Source organism: Pedobacter frigoris (genome assembly GCF_005116445.1).
In the GTDB taxonomy this organism is placed as follows: domain Bacteria; phylum Bacteroidota; class Bacteroidia; order Sphingobacteriales; family Sphingobacteriaceae; genus Pedobacter; species Pedobacter frigoris.
Map to the genome: position 1 here is coordinate 583,842 of NZ_SWBQ01000002.1, position 23,968 is coordinate 607,809.

The following is a 23,968-nucleotide window of genomic DNA, read 5'->3' on the forward strand; positions in this document are numbered from 1 at the left end:
GTCTATGAGTCATTTAGAACAATCGTTCAGTGTAAAATTTGAATATAAAATATTTTTCACCAGTTCACTTTTCGATACCGGCAATCCTATCTTCAGCGATTTCTTTAAAGGGAGACCATCGGAGTCAGTCCGCAAAATATTTTTTGTAGTAGACCAGGGAGTTGCTGATACCCATCCCGATCTTTTAAAGGATATCAAAGCCTACTTTACTGCGCATCAGGATGTGCAGCTGATAGAACATGTATTAATTGTACCGGGAGGTGAGGCATCAAAAAATGACCCTATCTTATTCGAGCAGATTGTGGAGGCAGTAAATACCTATGGCATCGACCGTCACTCTTATATCGTTGCCATAGGCGGAGGCGCTGTACTTGATCTGGTGGGCTATGCTGCAGCAGTTTCCCATCGAGGAATCAAACACATCCGGATCCCCACAACTGTATTGTCTCAAAACGATTCCGGGATAGGTGTCAAAAATGGCATCAATTATAAGGGCAAAAAGAATTTTCTGGGCACATTTGCACCCCCTGCATCTGTATTTAACGACGATGAATTTCTGACCACGCTGACGGACAGAGACTATCGCTCCGGAATCTCTGAAGCCATAAAAGTTGCCCTGATCAAAGATCCCGAATTCTTTTACTGGATTGAAAAACATACGCAACAACTTGCTCAGCGAGACACAGACACCATGAATTACCTGATCAAACATTGCGCACAGCTGCATTTAAATCACATTGGTGGTGATGATCCTTTTGAAACAGGGTCAGCCAGACCTCTCGACTTCGGACACTGGAGCGCGCATAAATTAGAACAACTCAGTAATTTTGAAGTATTGCACGGTGAGGCTGTGGCCATGGGCATCGCTTTAGACAGTGCCTACTCCTTCTTAAAAGGCATGCTTACAGAAGAAAAGTTATTGAAGATATTAAATGTCCTCGCTGCCTTGTCTTTCAATATCTCAGACCCTATTATACAGATAAATGATCAGCAGTCGCCGATACTATTGGGCTTATCAGAATTCCAGGAGCATCTGGGCGGCTTACTAACCATCACATTGCTCACTGATATCGGCACGGGAAAAGAAGTGCATGAAATGGATCATGAACTGCTCATCAAGGCAAGTGCATACGTAACTGCATTTACACAACATTACACTAGTCAAAATACCATCAAGCACTAATTATGAAGGTAAACACAGGTCACTTAACTTATTGCACGAATATTCACGCCGGCAAAAACTGGGATGAAGACTTTAATGCCTTAAAACAGAATTTTCCGATAGTCAAGCAAAACGTAGCTCCTACTGCAGCTTTGGGCTTGGGCTTAAGGTTATCCAACACAGCCAGCCTTCAATTACAAAATGCTGCTGAACTTGAGCTTTTTAAACAATGGCTTCAGGAAAATGACGCCTACGTTTTTACCATGAATGGATTCCCATATGGAGATTTCCATCACACGATAGTCAAGGCAGATGTGCATGCCCCTGACTGGACTACAGACGACCGTAAGGATTACACCGTCAGGTTATTCCATATCCTCAAATCTCTTGTACCAGAAGGAATGGATGGAGGAATATCTACCTCTCCTTTAAGTTACCGGCATTGGTTCAAAGCACCTGAAGCATTAAAAGAGGCAACAGAAAAAGCTACTTTGAATATCATTGAAGTCATCAAGGTGCTTGCTTCAATCAACAACGAGCAAGGCTTGTTGCTGCATTTAGACATAGAACCTGAACCGGATGGCATACTGGAAACGGGAAGGGAATTTATAGACTGGTTTGAGCAGTACCTCTTACCTATTGGAATCCCGGAAATTAAAAACCTCTTCAATACCACGGATCAGGAAGCGGAAGCCATCATCAAACAACATCTTTGCCTTTGCTATGATGTTTGCCATTTTGCCATTGGCTATGAAGACCACGGGGCGGTATTAGCAGAATTGGAACGAAAGAATATCCGTGTAGGCAAAATCCAGATCAGTGCAGCCTTAAAAGCAAGCCTCGATGGATCAGGCGAAGAAAAGCAGCAGATCAAACAAAGCTTTACCACATTCAACGAGCCGACCTACCTTCACCAGGTAGTAGCCCTTCAAAATGACGGCGGTGTAAAACGTTATCAGGACCTTCCGGAAGCATTGGATGATTTTGAAAATGAAGCGGCAAAAGAATGGAGGGCGCATTTTCATGTTCCCATTTCTGTGCATGACATAGGTCTTTTGCAATCCACACAAAGCGACATCAGTAAGGTTCTTGAGCTTCAAAAAGCCAGACCTTTTACCAATCACCTTGAAGTGGAGACCTATACATGGGAAGTTTTACCTGAACATTTGAAATTACCGATAGCCCAGTCCATCAGCAATGAGCTCAATTGGGTGATAGATACATTAGCATAAAACCAAGTTAAGATGAAGAAGACTGTAGTCATAGACGTTGTGGGCTTATCGGCCAACCTGATTGGCAAGCACACCCCATTTCTTGAACAATACATCAAAGACAAAAACCTGGGCAAAATAACCCCTATGCTGCCTGCGGTAACTACAGCCGTTCAATCTACGTACTTAACCGGAAAATGGCCGTCTGAACATGGCATCGTTGGCAACGGATGGTATGACCACACCGATGCTGAGATCAAATTCTGGAAACAATCCAATAAACTGGTACAGGCAGAGAAAATCTGGGATAAGGCAAAAAAGGCAGACCCGGCTTTCACCTGTTCCAATATGTTCTGGTGGTACAACATGTACTCCAATGCAGATTATTCCGCTACCCCACGTCCAAATTACCTCGCCGATGGTAGGAAAATGCCTGATTTCTATTCGCATCCCGCCGAATTACGCGACACACTAAAGGAAAAACTGGGCGAATTTCCGCTGTTTCAGTTCTGGGGACCTGGCGCCAATATTAAATCTACGCGCTGGATTGCTGACGCAACCATGGCCACAGATGAGCTGCACAACCCAACTCTAACGTTAGTTTACCTCCCTCACCTGGATTATTGCCTGCAAAAATTCGGAAATGACTTCTCCAAGATCAGCAAAGAGCTTGGAGAAATTGATGAAGTTGTAAAAGATCTCGTCAAATTCTATGAAAAGAAAGATGCCAACATCATCATCCTTTCTGAATATGGGATTGCCCCGGTCAGCAAGCCCATACACCTGAACCGTATCTTCCGGGAAAAAGGATTGCTCCAAATCCGCGTAGAGCGGGGACTGGAATTGCTGGATGCAGGTGCTTCAAAAGCATTTGTCGTGGCTGATCATCAGATTGCCCACATTTACATCAACGATCCTTCGGTAACTGGTCAGGTAAAAAACATTCTTGAAAATACCCGGGGCATTGCGCTTATCCTCGACGAAGAAGGAAAGAAAAAACACCATATCGACCACGAAAGAGCAGGTGATTTCGTAATATCTGCCGCTCCGGAATACTGGTTTACCTATTATTTCTGGCTGGATGCTGCAAAAGCACCGGATTATGCAAGGTGTGTAGACATTCACAAGAAGCCAGGTTATGATCCTGTTGAGATGTTCATGTCGTCCAAACCACGTGCAGCCTATAAGCTACTCAGAAAAAAGGCAGGGTTCAGGTATATTATGGATGTAATTCCTTTGGATGCAACCTTAATCAAAGGTTCACACGGCAATATTGACACTCCAGATGAATTTCACCCGTTACTGATCACAGATACGGGATTAAACACTAAAAACATAGCAGCCAATCAGGTATTTGATGTCATATGGAAAGCTTTGAATAGTTAAAATTATCCCTTTATATTTCCTTCAATTTTGCCTAAGTTTGGTTTACACACCAATAAACCAATATGGACTCGAGAAGAGAATTTCTTAAAAAAGCAGCCCTGTTATCAGGTGCAGCTACGCTCCCAAATGTGATCCCCATGTCTATTCAAAAGGCAATGGCCATCAGTGCAGACCCGGGATCTACATTCTATGATGCAGAGCATGTAGTTTTTCTGATGCAGGAAAACCGTTCATTTGACCACATGTTCGGGAAGCTAAAAGGCGTAAGAGGATTCAACGACCCGCGTGCTTTTACCCTGCCGGACCAAAACAAAGTATGGCTACAGAAAGATAACGCAGGAAAAACTTATGCCCCATTCCATGTAGACATCAACAAAACCAAAATCACCTGGCAGGGCGGCCTTCCACATTCCTGGTCTGACCAGGTAGCCGCCCGCAACAACGGAAAATATGACAAATGGGTACCTGTTAAGTCATTGATGTGCCTTGGTTATTACGACAGGACTGACGTTCCGTTTTATTACGCGATGGCTGATACCTTTACCATCTGCGACCATAATTTCTGTTCTTCTTTAACGGGAACTACACCAAACCGTTTGTTCTTCTGGACAGGTAACATCAGACCGGAACTCAATGGCACTTCAGTAGCCGCCGTTAGTAACTCACAGGCGGAATCGAGAGGAGATACCTATGTAGACTGGGAAACTTTTCCGGAGATACTGGAAGACAATGGCATCGACTGGAAAATCTACCAAAATGAAATATGGTCGGCAGATCTTCCCGGAGATACGGTGGATGACTGGTTGGGTAATTACGGAGACAATGCCATTGAGTATGTAAAACGATACAATGTAAAACTCTCTGCCTATTTCCGTAAGAATGGCGATATCACCGGAAAAACCAAGTTCACCGCAGCTCAAGTAACAGAAAAATACAACAAACTATCACAAAGGGAGAAAAACCTTATCGATAAAGCTTTCGCAAGTAACATCAACGCTCCGTTCAATTATCTCGAACTGGCACCATTTACGTTTACTGATGATCAGGGTAAAGAGCAGACTTTAAATATCCCTAAAAACGATATATTCCACCAATTCAGATCGGATGTAGACAACGGAAAATTACCAACCGTATCCTGGCTGGTTGCACCTCAAAGATTTTCTGACCACACCAGTTCGCCACTCTACGGAACCTGGTATGTATCAGAAGCCATAGAAATCCTTACTAAGAACCCCGAAGTATGGAAGAAAACAATTTTTGTACTTACTTACGATGAGAACGATGGCTATTTTGACCATATCCCTCCTTATGTAGTACCTAAACCGAATGATTCGGAAGCAGGCAAGGTTTCTAAAAACATTGATGTAGCCTCAGATTACGAGAATAAAAAAGGCAGTCCTATTGGCTTAGGATACCGTGTACCCATGCTTGTGGCCTCTCCCTGGAGTAAAGGAGGATATGTAAACTCACAGGTTTTTGACCATACTTCCTGCCTGATGTTCCTTGAAAATTTCCTAAGCAAAAAAACAGGGAAGAAAATCAGGAGCAGCCAGATCAGCAGCTGGAGAAGAGCGATTTGCGGAGACCTTACTTCAGTGTTCAGACCCGCAGCCGATATTCCAGCCGTAGTTCCTCCCCTTTTGAAGAAAGAAACAACCATAGTTAACATTCAGAACGCCAAAAATAAGCCCGCACAATTAAAACCTGATACATTATCACAGTCGGAGATCGATAAGATCAACAAGCAAGGAAATATGGCGGTACAGGAAAAAGGCACGAGCAAGGCCTGTCCATTACCATATCAGCTCTTTGCTGAGGGTAGTCTATCGTCAGACAAGAGCAGCATTGAACTTTATTTTGAATCCGGAAAAGGAAATTTCGGACAACACACCGTTCCATCTGGTGCGCCATTTAATGTATACACCAAGGCCCTTTACAAAGGCGCTGCAGGGAAAACATGGGCATATGCAGTGAGTGCTGGCGACAAAATCGCCGACCAGTTAAAGATCGTTGATTTTGCAAATGAAAAATACAATGTCTGCATCACCGGGCCAAACGGCTTCTACCGTGAATTTAACGGCAGTAAAAATGATCCTGCTCTTTATGTAAACTGTCTATATGAGTCAAAGGGATTTTTAAGCAAAAAACCGAGTGGAAATCTGGTCATTGCACTTGAAAACAAAGGAGATAAAGACCTCGAGATTTTGATTACAGACAATGCCTACAAAAGCACTGAACAGCTCACAATTGCATTAAAAGCAAGAAGTAAAACGAGCCTGTCGATTGACCTTCAAAAGAATTCCGGATGGTACGATCTGACGGTGACCATTAAAGGAGATGCTTCTTTTAACAAGCAGTATGCAGGTCATGCCGAAAATGGCCATGATTCTATTACCGATCCTTACATGGGTGGGATAGTATAAATATATTAAAGTGGCGATTCTTCAGTCGCCACTTTCTTCTCATTTTCTAATAGCTCTTCTTCTTGTTTTTCCGGATCCAATTCCACCTCTCCCTGTTTATTCTGCTTCGCAAAAATTATAGGAAAAAGAAACATCAGTGCTCCTGTAATGAATAAAATTCCGGCCAACGACAGCAAATAATTGCTGGACTCGATCTTATTTACACTCATCACCTTATAACCAATCAAAGCCAAAATACCTAGTATAAAGGCGATTACTGCTTTTTGAAGTTTTAAAATCTTAATCATAACAAGAGGCTTTTAGATTGACTGATTTAGAGCTACCTACAAAAATCAAACCATTAAAAATTTTGCATTTGTTACTTCATATACTTCCAGAATCTAAGTTTGCCTTCTGCTATCCACTCCAATGCTTCATCTATTCTTTTCTGTCTGGTAGCCTCTGTTTTAGCCTCGTTGATCCAGGCAATATATTCTTTACGGAAAGAGTCTGATTTGGCCTGTGGATTTTGCTCCAGTTTCGCCAAAAAATAATCAGGCGTTTCTAAAACCTTAGGCCTCTCAGATTTTGGAGCTACCACTTTAATGCCTTTTTCGTTGAGTTCCATTGCCTCCGCAATGAAGCTAATAAATTCCTCATCCGGAGGAAGAGCTACTTTTTTTGCCAGTCCAAGCTTTTGCATGTAGGCATAGAATTTATTCCAGATGTCAATCGATTTCCCGTTACCGAACAATTCTGCAACATTACAATAAACCACATGAAACCCCCGCTCCGACAAAGCAATGTCGGCCTTAGGTTCATGTCCCCAGAACCTTGCCAGCCACACCCAGGGTAAACCAGCTACTGCTTTCCTTGGTTTTACAACCTTGCAGTTCCTGTTATTGAACGTAAAATCAGCACATTCAAATCCATAAAATGAGCTTAGTTTTTTACCTTCCTTTATCGCCTTAAATGAATCATAGGCCTTCTTTTCATCAAGCTTGAGCACTTCAAACAGTCGTCTGGCAATTATTGTGGCACCTTGAGCTGAAGGATGATTTTGTCGGGCAACAATTCAGCTTTATCTGTAAACAAAGAATACAGATCTATTACCTCTGCACCCATATCGTAAGCTACTTTTCTTACCCTCGGTATGATTTGGCTTTTGATGACCGGATCATAAATTGAGGGACTGTCTTTTAAAAACGAAGGGACTGGCAATAACAAAACAATTCTTGGACTAGCACCTCCGGCCTGAAAAGAATTAATCAGCTCTTTATAGTCGTTTTCAAATTCAGCATAAAAAGCGCGGTTCACGAGCTTACTATCATTTGTACCCAACTTGATAAACACCACATCTGGTTTGCTCTCCAAAGCCTTTTTATACGCAGGCGTATTCCAATAAGGGATATTGCCTTTTTTAAGTAGCGTAGTTCCGCTTACACCAAAGTTCATCACCTGGTAATTTGTACCGAGCATAGCTTGCAGTTGCGCAGGATAGGCATTTTTTTCTCTGTCGACGATTCCTGAACCATAGGTGATGCTATTGCCTACACAGGCAATTTTGATGACTGACTGTGCGAATCCAGTATTGAAGCACAGATTTAAGGCAAATAGAAGCCCTGTAAGCCTTTTAAATTTATTTAGATTTTGCATTTTACTTAAGAGTCTTTATTTATGAATACTTAAACCTCATCTGGCATTACCACTCCTTCAGTTTCATTCCATAGTGTTCTTCTTCTGAAGACGTAATTTTCTCACTGAAGCTAAAGACAAAATACTGATAATTAAAAAGATTGATCTGGCATCGGTACTGGCTTACCTGTTTTTTTGTAAACAGGCATTTGTGCCGGCTTGTCTCCAGGGATATTCTCCGGTCATCAGGGCATATCTTGAGGGTGTACAGGTAGCCGAGGTACAATGACCGTTGGTAAACCGAAGTCCGTCTTTTGCAAGCTGATCCGTATTTGGCGTACTAATTTTTGTGACCCCGTAACAGCATAGGTCACCATACCCCAGATCATCTACATAGATCATGATCACATTTGGTTTTTGGCGATCAGGAGCTACCTTACTGTACTTTTTTTTGCGCGAAAACGGGCAAAGCAAAAGTGATAAAGGCAAGTCCGGAAACAATTCTACTTAAGTTCATTCTGATTGGTTAGTTTTGAGGTGGAAAGTTAAATGGCATCCATTTATCGTATTTAGACAGCTCTTTTTCTACATCATCACTGATTGGAATCCCCCATGTCTCCCAGAAAGGCGCCAGGTTTCTTTGTACAATATTTGAATAGGTTTTTAACCACAGGTCTCTTTTCTGCTGGTCGTTTAACCTGCCGATGGTAGGGCCAAGTTTCTGGTATGCCTTAAAGAATGATTTAAAGCTCTCCCATCCGAAACCTTCCTGCATCTGACGGAACATAATTAAACCCAGGAAAGCATCCTTTTGCCACTTCTCATAAGCAGGACCGGCTGCAAAATAGGCTTTCATAGATTTTTGTGTATTGGCATTTGAGATGGCTGAGTGGGCATTGTCACGGCCACCTACCAGGCGGTCGAACATATACAGCGAGAAGAAGTTGTTACTCACTTCTGTAGTGCCCCCAAATACCCAGTCCAGGTTTTGCATGTTATGACCAATTTCATGGAAAAAGCCCCAGTTGGCGCCGCCGCCGCTTGGCTGCATCAGTAAAGATGGGTCGGCCATGATCTCATTACTCAACATTTTTCTTGAAGGGGAGTGATGGATCATGATCGGATAACCGCTGTGCATGTATCCCCCGCCGATATGCTCATCGACAACCATACGCTGCGCTCTGTAAAACGGCATTTTTATTTGAGCAAGCTCCATTTCACCTTCAACGATCATGTCCCAGAGCTTGATTACTTCTGCCGGATTTTTTACAGTTTGCAGTACAGAATCGGGCAAAGTTAAGATCACATTGTCGCTGGCAATTTCTCCCCATGGCGCTTTGTTGTTCTTCAACTGGGTGCTCCATTCCTCATTAGTGGTTTTGCCCGCGACATACAGCGGTGCCTGAATGGCGCGTGAAATAGAAAGTTCTACTACCCTGCCGTCTTTTTTCGGAGAAATGGCGATGTAAACTAAACCACCAAAAGGTGAAGCTATTTTATTAGCGCCATTCTTTAATTTCTGTGTTTTGGTAATGATAGGCATCCGGCGCCAATCTTCTTTTCCGGCAACCCACCAGTTTAGGCGGTCGGACTGTGAGCCAATCTGCACTGTTAAATCATCGGCGGTTACATTTTTAGGTACGTTGATCTCAATATATTGTCCGGCGACGGCATACAAACCTGTACTGTACAGCACATCATTCCAGGGATTTGAATAACCCAGCGTGTTTACGATACTAACGAGGCTGTCTGCAATTTTTTTATGTGTAATGCTTACCGTTTGCTTCGTGAATTTATACCCTTCTTTAGCACTTCCCGGAAAAAAGGCCGATGAAGGATGTGCTTTTATATTTTGGTAATCAGCGCTTTTCAACACATCATCACTCCATTTCGCAACGGCTTTTCTAAATTCAAGATCGTTTTTGGACAGGGTGTGTTTAGGAGAAATGACTACTGTTGCAGGATCTTTGGCTGCATCCTGGGCATAAAGGGAAGGCGTACCTGCGGAAGTAAGGAGTGCCAAAGCAAATAACTTCTTCATGGAAATTTTAGTATTTCTGTTGGTCAGCATTTTGTGTGGTTTTTGGTTTAAGTATTGAAGTTACGAATGCTACAAAAGAACTGTATAACCTATTATTACGCAACCGTTTGATAAGCTTGTAAAATTTATGTGGTAATTGGCTTCAAGTATCAATTCCATCTGCTATCGCCTGATTAATTCACATGAAGTTTGGTTTCAATTTCTCAATCTAATATCTTAACTTTGCAACCTTAATTTTTTTGAGATACTTGATTGATGTATAGGGAATTTAAACAGTTAGAACTAGCGAAAATAGGGAAAGAAATACTAGAGTTTTGGAAAGCAGAAAACATCTTTGAAAAAAGTGTTTCTACCCGCTCAGAATCGAACCCATTTACTTTTTTCGAAGGTCCGCCTTCAGCAAACGGGATGCCTGGTATTCACCACGTAATGGCCCGCGCTATTAAAGATATTTTTTGCCGCTATAAAACAATTAAAGGCTTTCAGGTAAAACGCAAAGCTGGCTGGGATACCCATGGCCTTCCAGTAGAGCTGGGAACTGAAAAAGAATTAGGTATCACGAAGGAAGATATAGGCAAAACCATTTCCATAGAAGAATACAACGAGGCCTGCAAAAGAACGGTTATGCGCTACACCGATGTGTGGAACGACCTGACTGAAAAAATGGGATATTGGGTAGATATGGACGATCCGTACATCACCTACAAATCTAAATACATGGAGTCTGTATGGTGGTTATTGAAACAGATCTATGATAAAGGCCTGCTTTACAAGGGTTACACCATTCAGCCTTACTCTCCAAAAGCCGGAACAGGATTAAGTTCACACGAAGTAAATCAGCCTGGCGCATACCGCGATGTGTCGGACACAACGATCATAGCTCAGTTTAAGGCACTTGCTGAAACATTACCTGCATTCTTACAGGGTTTCGGGGATATTCATTTCATGGCCTGGACGACCACTCCCTGGACACTATCCTCGAACACGGCTTTAACCGTTGGCCCTAAGATCGAATATGTACTGGTAAAAACTTTTAATCAATACACGTTCCTGCCTGTAAATGTGATTCTTGCAAAGAATCTGGTAGGCAAACAGTTCAGCAAAGGATTCTTTGAAAGCACCGCCGCTGAAGATTTTGAGAATTTTAATGCAGGAGATAAAAAGATCCCTTATCAGATCTTAGCTTCTTTTAAAGGCGCTGAGCTGGTTGGGATTAAATACGAACAACTTTTACAATATACATTACCATACCAGAACTCTGAAAATGCTTTTCGTGTGATCTCAGGCGATTTTGTGACCACAGAAGACGGAACCGGTATCGTGCATACGGCACCAACTTTTGGCGCTGATGATGCTAAAGTAGCTAAAGAGGCAAGCCCGGAAGTTCCTCCTATGCTTGTTCTGGATGAAAACGGTACAGCTGTACCGCTGGTAGACCTCCAGGGAAAATTCACTTCACACATGGGTGCTTTTGCCGGAAAATATGTAAAAAATGAGTATTACAATGAAGGCGAAGCTCCTGAGAAATCAGTAGATGTAGAAATAGCCATCATTTTAAAAGAAGAAAATAAAGCTTTTAAAGTAGAAAAGTATGTCCACAGTTATCCGCATAGCTGGAGAACTGATGAGCCTCTTTTATATTACCCGCTGGATTCATGGTTTATTAAAGTGACCGACATCAAAGACAGGATGTTTGATCTGAATGAAACCATCAACTGGAAACCAAAATCAACAGGAGAAGGGCGCTTTGGAAACTGGCTGAAAAATGCGAATGACTGGAATCTTTCGCGTTCAAGGTACTGGGGAATCCCTCTGCCAATTTGGAGAACAGATGACAAAAGAGAAGAAGTGATCATTGGTTCTGTTGAAGAACTGTACCATGCCATAGAAAAATCAATTGAGGCCGGACACATGAAGGAGAATCCTTTCAAAGGATTTGAGATCGGGAACATGTCGGAAGAGAATTACGACCTGGTAGACCTGCATAAAAATGTAGTGGACGAGATTGTATTGCTTTCGCCATCCGGGAAACCGATGAGACGTGAAAGCGACCTGATCGATGTTTGGTTTGACTCAGGAGCCATGCCTTATGCACAATGGCATTATCCTTTTGAAAATAAAGACAAAATAGACGGAGGCAAAGACTTCCCAGCTGATTTTATCGCTGAAGGCGTAGACCAGACGCGTGGATGGTTCTATACTTTGCACGCTATAGGGTCACTCGTTTTTGACAAGGTTGCCTATAAAAATGTGGTTTCCAATGGCCTGGTACTCGACAAAAACGGACAGAAAATGTCTAAACGTCTGGGCAATGCAGCAGATCCTTTTAAAACCCTAGAGGAATATGGGCCGGATGCAACGCGCTGGTACATGATCTCTAATGCCAATCCATGGGATAACCTAAAATTCGATATTGAAGGAATCGCAGAAGTACGCCGCAAGTTCTTTGGCACGCTTTACAATACTTACGCATTCTTTGCTTTGTATGCGAACATCGACAAGTTTGAAATAGACCACAATAACCTTACACCTGTTGCTGAGCGCAGCGAGCTGGACAGATGGATCTTATCGCTTCTGCAGAACCTGATAGCGGAGGTTGATGAAAGCTATGCGGCATATGAGCCGACAAAAGCTGCCAGGGCAATCCAGTCGTTCGTGGATGAACACCTGAGCAACTGGTACATCCGTTTATCTCGCCGCCGTTTCTGGAAAGGTGAGATGACTGCGGATAAAAAGGCTGCTTATGAAACGCTTTACGCGTGTTTAACTAGTTTGTCTCAACTGATGTCGCCTATTGCTCCGTTCTTTGCAGACTGGTTATTCCAAAATCTTACTGCCGGTGATGCTGCCAATAAGATTGAATCCGTGCATTTGACAATCCTTGAACCGGCCGACGCTTCTCTGATTGACAACGAGCTGAACGAGCGCATGAGACTTGCTCAGGACATTTCATCAATGGTATTGTCGCTGCGTAAAAAAACAAGTATCAACGTGCGTCAGCCGCTTGCAAAAATCCTGATCCCTGTTCTGGACAACAAATTTGCTGAGCGTGTGGACCTTGTAAAAGAATTGATATTATCTGAAACCAACATCAAGGATATTGAGTACATTACAGATACTGCAGGCTTTATCACAAAAAAGATAAAACCTAACTTCAAGGCCTTAGGTCCAAAAGTAGGGAAAGACATGAAACAGATTGCCGAAATCATCAGCAACTTAAATCAGGAACAACTGAGCCAATTTGAAGCAGCAGGGAAATATGAAATTAGTGGCACCAATTATGTTATTGAGTTGAGCGATGTAGAAATCATAGCTGAGGACATACCAGGATGGCAGGTCACGAACATGGGCAATTTAACAGTTGCACTTGATGTAACCATCACAGATGAGCTGAAGCAGGAAGGACTATCGAGGGAACTGATCAACAGAATTCAGAATTTAAGAAAAGAACTGAATTTTGAAGTTACTGATAGGATTACCGTGACTTTACAAAACCATAATTTAATAGCGGGTGCTGTAGCACAAAATAAAACCTACATTTGCTCCGAAATTTTGGCAGATAACATTGAGTTAACAGAAACTTTAGATAATGGAAACAAAATAGTAATCGATGATGTTGAACTACAAATCTCGATTGCACAACAATAATTATTATGGAAAAAGAAAAAACAAGGTACTCTGACAGCGAACTTCAGGAATTTAAAGAATTGATCCAGGAAAAACTACGTATGGCCAGAGAAGAGTTTCTTGATTTAACAAACTCGTTGAGCAGTCCGAATTCTAACGGAACTGAAGATACTTCCGGAACATATAAAACGCTTGAAGATGGTTCTGCTACGCTTGAAAAAGAGCAATTAAACCAATTGGCGGCACGCCAGAAGAAGTTTATTGAAAACTTAGAAGCAGCATTGGTACGTATTGAAAACAAAACCTACGGCATTTGCAGAGAAACAGGTAAACTGATTCAAAAAGAACGTTTACGTGCGGTGCCTCACGCTACTTTGAGTATGGAAGCTAAACTGAAGCAGTCGTAATGAAAGGCTATACTAAACCTTTATTAATTATTTTCTTAGTATTGCTTGCCGATCAGGTATTAAAGACCTGGATCAAAACCAATATGTTTTTAGGCCAGGAGTTTAAAATGATTGGAAATTGGTTCATCATCCATTTTACAGAGAATAATGGAATGGCCTTCGGTTTAGAGTTTGGAGGAGAGTTCGGGAAACTGGCTTTATCTCTTTTCAGAATTGTGGCTGTAGGCGGGATTGGCTACGGATTGCATTACCTCATTAAGCATAAGTACCACAGAGGACTGATATTAAATGTTGCGTTGATTTTTGCTGGTGCATTGGGCAATATCATAGATTCTGTACTGTATGGAGTAATTTATGGTTACGCTGGCCTGTTTCACGGACGGGTTGTGGACATGTTTTATTTTCCGATTTTACAGGGTAATTTCCCTTCCTGGGTACCGATGTGGGGAGGAGAAGACTATATTTTCTTCAGACCAGTATTTAATATTGCAGATGCGGCGATTTCTGTGGGTGTAATCATCATCCTGATCTTCCAGAAGACATATTTCAAAGAAGAAGTAAAAGAAGAAATTGGACCTAATAATGAGATAGTTGAGGATTAATTTATCATAAGCTTGTGGAATTGGTATGATAATTACATCTGAATATCAAATACACAAATGAAAAACATTACATTATGAAAAAGTTATTAACTCTTGCCTTCGCTACATTATTAAGTATAAGTGCATTGGCCCAACAAGTAGATTTAAGAAAGAAGATCAGTGTCAGCGGTTCTGCAGAGACCGAAATCACTCCGGATATCATCTACATCAGCATCTCTTTAAAAGAATATTTTAAAGACAACAACAACAAGAAAAAGGTGGACATCACTACATTGGAAACCCAATTGTACAATGCCATTCAAAAAGCCGGATTGGATAAAGAAAACTTAACCATCAATAACCTGTCGAGCTACTCATGGGCTACTGAGAAAAAGAAAAATCCTGATTTCCTGGCAAGTAAGCAATATCGTTTGAAGGTTTCTGACCTGAACAAATGGAATGCAATCATTGCTGAAGTAGATGCGAAAGGCATTGCTTACACCAATATAGAGAGCTACGATTATTCTAAGATCGAAACGCTAAAAAAGGAGCTTAAAATTAAAGCATTACAAGCTGCTAAAGCCAAAGCAAGCTATCTTGTAGAGGCATTAGGTGATAAACTAGGAAGTGCAATAGATATTCAGGAGATCAATAATGAAGCATATCCTCAGCCAATGTACCGCGCGAACGTCATGATGATGAAAGCTGAAAGTGCCGACATGGCTGGCGCTTCTGCACCAGAGATCGATTTTAAAAAGATCAAATTGAATTACGTAATGAATGTAGTTTTTGAGATCAGATAATAAAATTCTGACCTGAACTGTATACAGTCTCTAAAAAAACAATAGCATTTTAATTAAAAAACCTACCAATTGATTTTTGGTAGGTTTTTTGTTATTTATTCCTATATCAACAAAATTCAAATCGTATGAAAAGAATAATTTACTCATTAGTGCTGGTTTTCACACTGGCAATTAGCGCAAACACAGTTACGGCTGCTGAAAAGAAGGACAAGGTTAAAACTGAGATGACTGCCGAGCAGAAAATTCAGTTGAAGAGAATCACTGACCGTGTAGAGGAAATTAAGGCGATGGATAAATCAGAATTATCAAGAGTTGAGAAAAAAGCGTTACGTAAAGAATTAAGAGAGTTAAAACAAGAAGCCCGTGCAATGGGTGGTGGTGTTTACCTTTCTGTTGGAGCGATTATCATCATCATCTTATTGCTGATCCTGATCTTATAATATTGCCCCCTATTACTTATTAATATCTACCTAAAGAAAACGAGGCTTCCAATTGGAAGCCTCGTTTTCTTTAGTAGTTTAGTTTTGTACTGGTTAACTTCAGCTTTGCTTATATTCTGGCACTCAACAGTCACTTGTTTGACCCTGGGGTATAACGAGACTCTGACAAGACTCTGAGCAAAGTCTGACAACAGTCTAAGGTGTCATAAACCGATCTGAAGCATTCGTGTTTTTTAACCAGATAAGATTAATCAATATATTCGAACCCTGTATATTTCACTAAGGCTTCAGGAATTTTAATCCCCTTTTCAGTTTGATTGTTTTCCAGAATTGCAGCAACAATACGCGGCAAAGCTAATGCGCTTCCATTTAAGGTATGCGCAAGCTGCGTTTTACCAGTGGCTCCCTTAAATCTCAACTTAAGTCTGTTACTCTGGTAAGTTTCAAAATTAGATACAGAAGATACTTCAAGCCAACGCTGTTGTGCAGCACTCCATACTTCCATGTCGTAAGTCATGGCCGAAGTAAAACCCATATCGCCACCACACAATCTCAAAACACGATAATGCAGGCCTAATTTCTGTAATAAAGATTGAACATAGGCACTCATATCTTCCAGTGCTTCATAAGATTTATCCGGGTGTACAATCTGTACAATTTCTACTTTATCAAACTGATGCAGTCTGTTTAACCCACGAACATGAGCGCCATATGAACCTGCTTCTCTGCGGAAACAAGGTGTATATCCTGTATTTTTTACCGGAAGCTCTTCTTCTTTCAGGATCACATCACGATACAGATTAGTTACGGGTACCTCTGCAGTTGGGATGAGGTACAAATTGTCTACACCAACATGATACATCTGTCCTTCCTTATCAGGCAATTGCCCGGTACCAAACCCTGAGGCTTCATTTACCAGGTGAGGAACCTGCATTTCCCTATAGCCAATAGCAGTTGCGTGGTCTAAAAAGAAGTTGATCAAAGCCCTTTGCAGGCGTGCGCCTTTTCCTTTATAAACAGGGAATCCGGCACCTGCTATTTTTGTACCCAGTTCAAAATCGATGATGTCATATTTTGAGGTCAGTTCCCAGTGGGGCTGCGCATTAGAGGGCAGTTCTGCTGGTTTACCATGCTCGTATACTACTTCATTCTCTTCGGCTGTACTACCTGCCTTCACCAGATGGTGTGGCAAGTTTGGCAATTGTACAATAAGATTGTGCAATTTTAGTTCGGCATTTGCAAGCTGATCTGATAACACCTTATGCTGTTCTTTATTGGCAGTGGTTTCGGCTTTCAACACCTCTGCCTCTTCTTTTTTACCATTACGCATCAATTCACCAATCTGCTTTGCAGCAGCATTAGCAACGGCTGAAAGATTATCCAACGAAGTTTGAAATTGTCTGCGCTCTTCATCAATATTAATAATTTCATCAACCAGTTCGGGCTGTTTGAAATGACGTACACTTAGTCCTTCTAAAACTTTCTCTCTATTTTCGCGGATATAGTTAACTTGCAGCATTATTTTATTTTTTGCACAAAGATAAGATTTTTTGATTGACGATTTTAGAGTGGTGAATTACGATTTTCAATCTATAAATCTGAGTCTTTGCATATCAATCGTAAATCAAAAATCGTAAACCGTAAATACAAATGGGTAAACTATATCTAGTACCTACACCGATTGGAAATCTTGAAGACATGACCTTCAGGGCGATCAGGATTTTAAAAGAAGCCGATATCATTCTGGCGGAAGATACCAGAACAAGTGCGCCTATGCTGAAGCATTTTGGCATTGATAAAAAAGCCTACTCTCATCATCAGCACAATGAACATCAGGCAACCTCAGAAATCATCAGGTTTTTAAAAGAGGGCAAAAATGTAGCCCTGATTTCTGATGCCGGTACGCCAGCAATATCAGATCCTGGTTTTTTCCTGGTAAGGGAAACCATCAAAAATGAACTGCATGTAGAGTGTCTTCCCGGCGCTACTGCTTTTGTTCCCGCTCTCGTAAATTCAGGACTTCCTTCCGATGCTTTCGTATTTGAAGGCTTTTTACCTGTAAAAAAGGGCCGGCAGACCAAGATGAAGAAGCTGGCTGAAGAAGAAAGGACAATTATTTTATATGAAAGCCCTCATCGTTTACTGAAAACCCTCGAAGAGTTTATACAATATATGGGAGAGAGCAGGCAGGCGTCTGTAAGCAGGGAGCTTACAAAGCTTTACGAGGAAACAGTAAGGGGTACACTAATAGAAATAAAATCACATTTTGAAAACAATATATTAAAAGGAGAATTTGTAATTTGTATTGCCGGAGCAGAGGAACAGGTAAAGAAGAAAAACAAATATAAAGACGAACAATGATATTTTACCATAGACGTCATCCCGAGGACCCGAGGGATCTCTTGTAGATGCTAAAGAGAGACCTGTTGGCTAAGGATATTTCAAGAGATCTCTCCTATAGCCTGTGCTGAACTTGGTTCAGTATCGAGATGACGAGATGATAAATAACAAATAATAATACAACATTATAAAGACACGACATGATATTAATTGATAGATTTTTAAGTGATGAACAAGACCCTAAAGCAGTTGAGAAAGTTTTAGGAAAACTAAATGATATGCTTACAGCCAATGAAGAGTTGATCTACATGGCGGTGCAAAAAAAACCAGCTGTAAACTTGCTGCCTGACTGTATCGCTGTAAGTAACAAACGTCTATTCTATTGCGAGCCTGGAAATTTTGGCATTACCATGAATTTTAAAGATATCTCCTGGAAAAGCATCAAAGAGGTATCCTTTAAAGAAGAAATATTTGGTTCTAAATTCATTTGTGTACCTCTTCATGGTGAAAATATAATCACTGAGTACATTCCAAAAGTGCAGGCCCGTAAACTATATCAGGCGGCTTATGAACAACTGGAAAACTTTAAAGAACAACAAAGACAGGCTGATCTGGAAGACAGACGTTCTACTACTTCTCCAGTTACGGTAAACACCGTTGCAACTCCTGAACCGATAGAAGAACCTCAGGCTTTTATGCCGCCTGCCGCCTCATTTACCCCTCCCGTGCCTGTTGAAGAACCTGAAGATGAGACTACATTGAAGCTTAGAAAACTAAAGAGCTTGTATGACAAGCACCTCATCACCCAGGATGAGTATGAGGCAAAAAAGGCAGATATCCTAGACAGTTTATAGCCGGCTTGATGAACTCAAAACAAACTTACCTGCTGGCCATATCCAGTGCATTTTTAATGTGGCTGGCCTGGCCTCCAATTCCATACACTACTCCCCTGTTGTTTATTGGCCTTTTACCTTTGTTAATCGCCTGTGAACAAATCATTCTTAGGAGCACAGAGAAAACAGGAAAAAAGATATTCCTGACAGCTGGCTTAACCTTTTTACTATGGAATACTGCTTCCATATACTGGGTGTACAATGCAATAAACGCGGTAAATGGCGCCGTTGTATCGTTTTTCGTGTCACTGATACCCTTTGGCTTGGGCGCGCTATTGATGACCTTTTCATTCTGGCTATACTACAGACTCCGGCTCATAACAAATAAATATGTCGCCTATCTTGGCCTCATTTCCTTCTACATATCGATGGAGTACCTGCACCAGACATGGGATCTGTCGTTTCCCTGGATGACTTTAGGGAATGGATTCTCAGGCATGCACCAACTTGCTCAATGGTATGAATACACCGGAGTGTACGGCGGGTCTGTGTGGATGCTGGTAAGTAATATCCTTGCATTTGAAGCATACAAAACCTTTAAAACCTCTCCTAAAGGATTCTTAAAATTCAGACCCGCATTCTTCTGGATTCTATGGATCATTGTACCGACGGCAATTTCACTGGTAAAATATGCAGGGTACAAAGAGAAAGAAGTCCCGGTAAATGTTGTTTCAGTACAGCCTAATATTGATCCTTACAAAAAATTTGGCGGCCTTTCAACAGCAGAGCAGCTGAATATTCTTACACACCTTTCGGATTCTATTGCCCAGCCAAATACCGAATATTTTATCTGGCCGGAAACCGCCATTCCGAACGAAGCTGATGAAGATAATATCCGAAGCAATTCTGATTTCTTGATGGCACAGCGCTTTTTAGCAAAGTATAAGAATGGAAGTCTGATCTCTGGAATAGAAAGCAAAAAATTTTATAATAGCAAAGAGACACTTTCGTCGAGCAAGTACGACAACAGCACATACATAGACGGTTTTAATGCTGCTATTCAAATTGAAAACTCTGCCAATGTTCAGTTTTACCATAAGTCTAAACTCGTTCCCGGTGTAGAGAAAATGCCTTTCCCTGCTGCATTATCTATTTTAGCACCTGTTTTTGAAGGATTTGGAGGCACTGTGGGTGGTTATGGTTCTCAAGATTCACCCCAGGTATTCTATGCTTATAGTGGAATTGGAGTAGCACCTGTAATCTGTTATGAATCTATCTGGGGCGACTGGGTCGGCAGGGCTGTCAAGGATGGCGCTCAGTTCATCGCAGTAGTCACCAATGACGGCTGGTGGGGCAATACCTCAGGAAAAGACCAGCACCTGTTATACGCAAAGTTAAGGGCTATAGAAACACGCCGTTATGTAGTAAGATCCGCTAATACCGGAATATCCTGTTTCATCAATCAGAAAGGGGATGTAATAAAAAAAACCAAATGGTGGGAACGCACAGCAATAAAAGCAGACATCAATTTGAATGATGAACTGACATTTTATGTAAAAAATGGGGATCTGATAGCATATCTGTTTTGTATGACCGGTGTGCTGTTAGCGCTGTTTATCGCTTATAAAAAATGGACTAGCAAAATTAATCCTAAGAAAGGTACTTTCCAACAATAGGCATCCTTCTGCCCATACCGAATGCTTTAGGGGATACCCTTAATATCGGCGGTGTCTGGTAACGTTTAAATTCGGCGGTATTTACCATTTTAATGATCCGCCTAACCAATGCTTGATCATATCCCTGTGCAATAATAGCGGAAGAGCTTTGCTTTAACTCTATGTATTGATACAAAATTTTATCCAGCGTGTCGTAGTCTGGTAGTGAATCAGAATCCTTCTGTCCCGGCCTTAACTCGGCAGAGGGTGGTTTTACTATGGAGTTTTCAGGAATCACAATACCATCTTTATTGATGTAATGTGCCAATTGGTAAACCTGGGTTTTGTAAACATCTCCAATAACACCAATAGCACCGCACATGTCGCCATACAATGTACCATACCCTACTGCACACTCACTTTTATTAGATGTATTCAATAATATATAACCAAATTTATTAGACATGGCCATTACAACTATTCCACGGCACCTGGCCTGAATATTTTCTTCAGTCAGGTTAAACGGCTGGCCATTAAAAGCAGGAGCCATCATGCTGTCAAAGGCATCAGCAGCCTCCTTTATGGCAATGATCTCATGTTTGCAGCCAAAACTTTCTACCAGATCAAGGGCATCTTTAATAGAATGATCTGAAGAATACTTTGACGGCATCAATACTGCCATTACATTCTCAGGGCCTAAGGCACGGCAGGCCAACGCACATACCACTGCGGAATCGATCCCACCTGAAAGACCAAGTACAGCCTTTTTAAAGCCTGATTTTTCAAAGTAATCCCTAATCCCTAAAACAAGTGCCTGATAAATTTGCTCTATATCAGGTAATGCCTGATGGGATTTATTGCCGTAGCCAATTACGGTATCACCTTCTATCTCATAAATCTTAAGCTCTTCCTTGAAATAAGCCATTTCATCTAACAAATTTCCATACTTATCAAATGCAAGTGAACCTCCATCAAAGATAATCTCAGTTTGTGCGCCGACCTGGTTTACATACAACAAAGGCAGGTTATATTTTTTAGCATTATCGGCCAATACAATAACCCTTTCGTCATCATGGCAATATGAAAACGGAGAAGCTGCGATATTTATCATGATATCAGGGCTCTGCTTGATCAGCTCGTCCATAGGATTGGACACATACAATGGATTGTTATTGATATTCCACAGATCCTCACAAATGGTCAGCGCAATTTTACGCCCCATAAAGGTGATGCATTTAAACTGATTGGCTGGTTCAAAATAGCGGTACTCATCAAAGACGTCATAAGTAGGAAGCAATGCCTTTTTTACGACAGACTTTACACTACCTTCTTCAATAAAGTAAGCAGCATTGTACAAATCCTTACCTGCCAGCACCTCATTCCTTACAGGCAACCCGATAATACACGCTATTCCTTTACAATGCACTGCAATTTCTTGTGCAGACTTTTCACACAAATCGATAAACTCTTCAAATTCAAGAAAATCTCGTGGCGGATATCCACACACTGCCAGCTCTGCAAAAACAACAAGATCTGCACCTTCAGCTTTAGCCTTTAAAATGTTGTCGGTTATTTTTTTCGTGTTGTATTCAAAGTTACCTATATGGTAATTGAGCTGGGCCAGTGCAATTTTCATATTTCAAAAGAGGTTATTAAAGCTTTATATATTCAATTAAAAGAAAACGCCAAAATTAACACCGACATAATGGTTGCGTACATTGTTATCCTTATCGTCGGTGATATCGGTAAAGCCATTATTATATGTTAATCCCCCAAATAAACTGGTATTACCAGATATATCAAATTCTCCGCCAGCACCTATGATCAGTCCGGCCCTGTAGAATTTTATAGATTTAGAAACATCCTTATCTCTGTATTCCATTTTACCTTCGGTGTCAGCATCTTGTTTTGCCCCTATTTTAAAGTCATTTGATAGACCAAACTGCCCATACCAGCGAACATCACCAATCTTTGTGGTTTTAAGCTTCACGGTAAGGGGCACTTCTATGTATTGCAATTGATATTTAAGCTCATAAGCAAACTGGCTGGGTGTACCCATGCCTAACGTAGGTGATGTTCTCACTTCTGTGGTTTTTCCATTAATTGTATTTATAGTAAGACCTGTAGCAAAACTATAGTTTTCAGCAAAATTAAAATCACCCAGCAAACCATACGCAAACCCCAAAGATACACCATTGCTTTTCCCGATTTGAGGTTTCACCCAACCGATTGTGGGGTGCGCGGTCAAACCTAACCTGAAACCGTATTGAGAAAGCACAGATTCCTGCGCAAAGAGATTACCTGTTATAAATATTAGTAGCAGTCCGATTAGTGTTCTTTTCATATGAATATTTTTTTATAGTATGATGCTTGAAAAAACTTAGTTATATATTTGTTTACAATGAAGTACAACGTAAATTTCCGCCAAAGCTATCTATTTTTTCTTTTTGTACTTGCTTTTTTTTCATTGCTGTCCTGCAGGCAAAGTAATAAACCCGACGTTAGCGCAATACATTTAGATGTAAAGATTAGTCGTTTCGATCAGGATTTATATGCCGGTAAATCAAAAGAGATAGCAGAGACGGATGAATTTCTGAAGAAGAAATACGGCTGGTTTTACAATGACTTCACCAATCGGATGGTCGGCAATGGCGAATATTCAAGCAGGGAAATTTTGAGTACACTTTACAACGACCAGGCCTATACTGATTTAAGCAAGGAATCCGATAGTGTTTTTAAAGACATCACGCCAATAAACAATGAGCTTACACAGGCTTTCAAATACATTAAATATTATTACCCAAAAGTTCAGGCACCTCAATTCATTTCGTTTATCTCCGGATTTGCGGTTCAGACACCCATAGGAGACAACTATATGGGCATTGGTCTGGACATGTTTCTCGGCAAGGACAGCAAATTCTATAAAGCTATAGTACAAAGTGTACCCGCTTATTTATCCAGACGATTCGCTCCGGAATATATCGTGCCGAGAGTCACGGAAACCTACGCCCGTGAAGAGCTTTTTAAAGAGCACGATGAGGATCGGACATTACTCGCTAAGATGATCCATAATGGTAAGATTCTGTATTTCATGGATCAGGTACTCGCAGATGAAGTTCCTGATTCTGTGAAGATCGGATATACCAAATCACAAATAGAATGGTGCAAAGGATTTGAGGCAGATATATGGGCCTATTATCTGGAGAATAACCTGCTCTTTGAGACCGACTATCAGAAAATGCAGGTATTCTTAAGCGAAGGGCCATTTACCCCGGGTCTGGGTGAGAAAAATGAATCGGCACCAAAATTGGGTGTATGGATGGGTTGGCAAATTGTGAAGAAGTACATGAAGAATAATCAGGAGATTAGCCTTCAGCAACTCATGATGGAAACCGACGCACAAAAAATATTAAATGCTTCAAAGTATAAACCTAAAAAATAGGCG

Annotated in this window: 21 protein-coding genes; 13 read left to right on the forward strand and 8 right to left on the reverse strand. The window is 41.2% G+C overall.

Going from position 1 to position 23,968, the window contains the following annotated elements; translation table 11 throughout:
• Positions 1-4 precede the first annotated feature (4 nt).
• The 4 genes from FA047_RS09035 (at position 5) to FA047_RS09050 (ending at position 6,182) form a co-directional block, all read left to right on the forward strand.
• Complete coding sequence (locus FA047_RS09035) at positions 5-1,183, forward strand: 3-dehydroquinate synthase (RefSeq protein WP_136835643.1); 1,179 nt, start codon at positions 5-7, stop codon at positions 1,181-1,183.
• Positions 1,184-1,185: 2 nt separating this feature from the next.
• Positions 1,186-2,394, forward strand: coding sequence for a metabolite traffic protein EboE (gene eboE, locus FA047_RS09040; RefSeq protein ID WP_136835644.1), 1,209 nt, complete (start codon positions 1,186-1,188; stop codon positions 2,392-2,394).
• A gap of 12 nt (positions 2,395-2,406) precedes the next feature.
• Entirely contained in the window at positions 2,407-3,759 is a 1,353-nt protein-coding gene (locus FA047_RS09045; RefSeq protein WP_136835645.1) for an alkaline phosphatase family protein, read from the forward strand.
• A gap of 62 nt (positions 3,760-3,821) precedes the next feature.
• The gene (locus FA047_RS09050; protein ID WP_136835646.1) at positions 3,822-6,182 is read left to right on the forward strand and encodes a phosphocholine-specific phospholipase C; all 2,361 of its coding nucleotides are present in this window, start codon (positions 3,822-3,824) and stop codon (positions 6,180-6,182) included.
• A gap of 5 nt (positions 6,183-6,187) precedes the next feature.
• Here FA047_RS09050 and FA047_RS09055 read toward each other — a convergent pair whose 3' ends face one another.
• The 5 genes from FA047_RS09055 to FA047_RS09075 form a co-directional block, all read right to left on the reverse strand.
• A complete protein-coding gene (locus FA047_RS09055; RefSeq protein ID WP_136835648.1) occupies positions 6,188-6,469 on the reverse strand; it encodes an isoleucyl-tRNA synthetase in 282 nt (93 codons plus the stop codon).
• Between the two features lie 71 nt (positions 6,470-6,540).
• Positions 6,541-7,170: a YdeI/OmpD-associated family protein gene (locus FA047_RS20655; protein ID WP_205943276.1), complete on the reverse strand. Its 630-nt coding sequence runs from the start codon at positions 7,168-7,170 to the stop codon at positions 6,541-6,543.
• A gap of 20 nt (positions 7,171-7,190) precedes the next feature.
• Positions 7,191-7,817, reverse strand: coding sequence for a GDSL-type esterase/lipase family protein (locus tag FA047_RS09065; RefSeq protein WP_136835649.1), 627 nt, complete (start codon positions 7,815-7,817; stop codon positions 7,191-7,193).
• Positions 7,818-7,979: 162 nt separating this feature from the next.
• On the reverse strand, positions 7,980-8,198 hold the full coding sequence (locus FA047_RS21050) for a sulfatase-like hydrolase/transferase (RefSeq protein WP_136835651.1): 219 nt from the start codon (positions 8,196-8,198) through the stop codon (positions 7,980-7,982).
• 124 nt (positions 8,199-8,322) lie between these two features.
• Complete coding sequence (locus tag FA047_RS09075) at positions 8,323-9,837, reverse strand: M60 family metallopeptidase (protein WP_169304364.1); 1,515 nt, start codon at positions 9,835-9,837, stop codon at positions 8,323-8,325.
• 255 nt (positions 9,838-10,092) lie between these two features.
• Between FA047_RS09075 and ileS the strand changes: the two genes are divergently transcribed.
• The 5 genes from ileS (at position 10,093) to FA047_RS09100 (ending at position 15,695) form a co-directional block, all read left to right on the forward strand.
• Positions 10,093-13,485, forward strand: coding sequence for an isoleucine--tRNA ligase (ileS, locus tag FA047_RS09080; RefSeq protein WP_136835654.1), 3,393 nt, complete (start codon positions 10,093-10,095; stop codon positions 13,483-13,485).
• Between the two features lie 5 nt (positions 13,486-13,490).
• Positions 13,491-13,871 carry a TraR/DksA family transcriptional regulator gene (locus FA047_RS09085; RefSeq protein ID WP_084237845.1) on the forward strand — a complete coding sequence of 127 codons (381 nt, stop codon included), beginning with the start codon at positions 13,491-13,493 and terminating at the stop codon, positions 13,869-13,871.
• Positions 13,871-14,473, forward strand: coding sequence for a lipoprotein signal peptidase (locus FA047_RS09090; protein WP_136835655.1), 603 nt, complete (start codon positions 13,871-13,873; stop codon positions 14,471-14,473). The genes FA047_RS09085 and FA047_RS09090 overlap by 1 nt, the downstream gene beginning before the upstream one ends.
• A gap of 74 nt (positions 14,474-14,547) precedes the next feature.
• Positions 14,548-15,255 (forward strand): SIMPL domain-containing protein, encoded by a 708-nt coding sequence (locus FA047_RS09095; RefSeq protein WP_136835657.1) that lies wholly within the window; start codon positions 14,548-14,550, stop codon positions 15,253-15,255.
• Positions 15,256-15,380: 125 nt separating this feature from the next.
• Positions 15,381-15,695, forward strand: a complete 315-nt coding sequence (locus tag FA047_RS09100) for a hypothetical protein (RefSeq protein ID WP_136835658.1) — start codon at positions 15,381-15,383, stop codon at positions 15,693-15,695.
• A 247-nt stretch (positions 15,696-15,942) separates the two neighbouring features.
• On the opposite strand, the gene serS is transcribed toward FA047_RS09100, so the two are convergent.
• Complete coding sequence (gene serS, locus FA047_RS09105) at positions 15,943-17,214, reverse strand: serine--tRNA ligase (RefSeq protein ID WP_136835660.1); 1,272 nt, start codon at positions 17,212-17,214, stop codon at positions 15,943-15,945.
• A gap of 131 nt (positions 17,215-17,345) precedes the next feature.
• Here serS and rsmI point away from each other — a divergent pair, with 131 nt between their 5' ends.
• The 3 genes from rsmI (at position 17,346) to lnt (ending at position 20,544) form a co-directional block, all read left to right on the forward strand.
• The gene (gene rsmI / locus FA047_RS09110) at positions 17,346-18,056 is read left to right on the forward strand and encodes a 16S rRNA (cytidine(1402)-2'-O)-methyltransferase (protein WP_136835662.1); all 711 of its coding nucleotides are present in this window, start codon (positions 17,346-17,348) and stop codon (positions 18,054-18,056) included.
• Between the two features lie 179 nt (positions 18,057-18,235).
• Positions 18,236-18,889, forward strand: a complete 654-nt coding sequence (locus FA047_RS09115) for a PH domain-containing protein (RefSeq protein ID WP_136835663.1) — start codon at positions 18,236-18,238, stop codon at positions 18,887-18,889.
• A gap of 8 nt (positions 18,890-18,897) precedes the next feature.
• On the forward strand, positions 18,898-20,544 hold the full coding sequence (gene lnt / locus FA047_RS09120) for an apolipoprotein N-acyltransferase (RefSeq protein ID WP_136835665.1): 1,647 nt from the start codon (positions 18,898-18,900) through the stop codon (positions 20,542-20,544).
• On the opposite strand, the gene FA047_RS09125 is transcribed toward lnt, so the two are convergent.
• Both FA047_RS09125 and FA047_RS09130 read right to left on the reverse strand, forming a co-directional pair.
• Complete coding sequence (locus tag FA047_RS09125) at positions 20,519-22,159, reverse strand: NAD+ synthase (RefSeq protein ID WP_136835667.1); 1,641 nt, start codon at positions 22,157-22,159, stop codon at positions 20,519-20,521. The genes lnt and FA047_RS09125 overlap by 26 nt on opposite strands.
• A 36-nt stretch (positions 22,160-22,195) precedes the next feature.
• The gene (locus FA047_RS09130) at positions 22,196-22,867 is read right to left on the reverse strand and encodes a porin family protein (protein WP_136835668.1); all 672 of its coding nucleotides are present in this window, start codon (positions 22,865-22,867) and stop codon (positions 22,196-22,198) included.
• A gap of 57 nt (positions 22,868-22,924) precedes the next feature.
• Here FA047_RS09130 and gldB point away from each other — a divergent pair, with 57 nt between their 5' ends.
• On the forward strand, positions 22,925-23,965 hold the full coding sequence (gene gldB, locus FA047_RS09135) for a gliding motility lipoprotein GldB (RefSeq protein ID WP_136835669.1): 1,041 nt from the start codon (positions 22,925-22,927) through the stop codon (positions 23,963-23,965).
• Positions 23,966-23,968 lie beyond the last annotated feature (3 nt).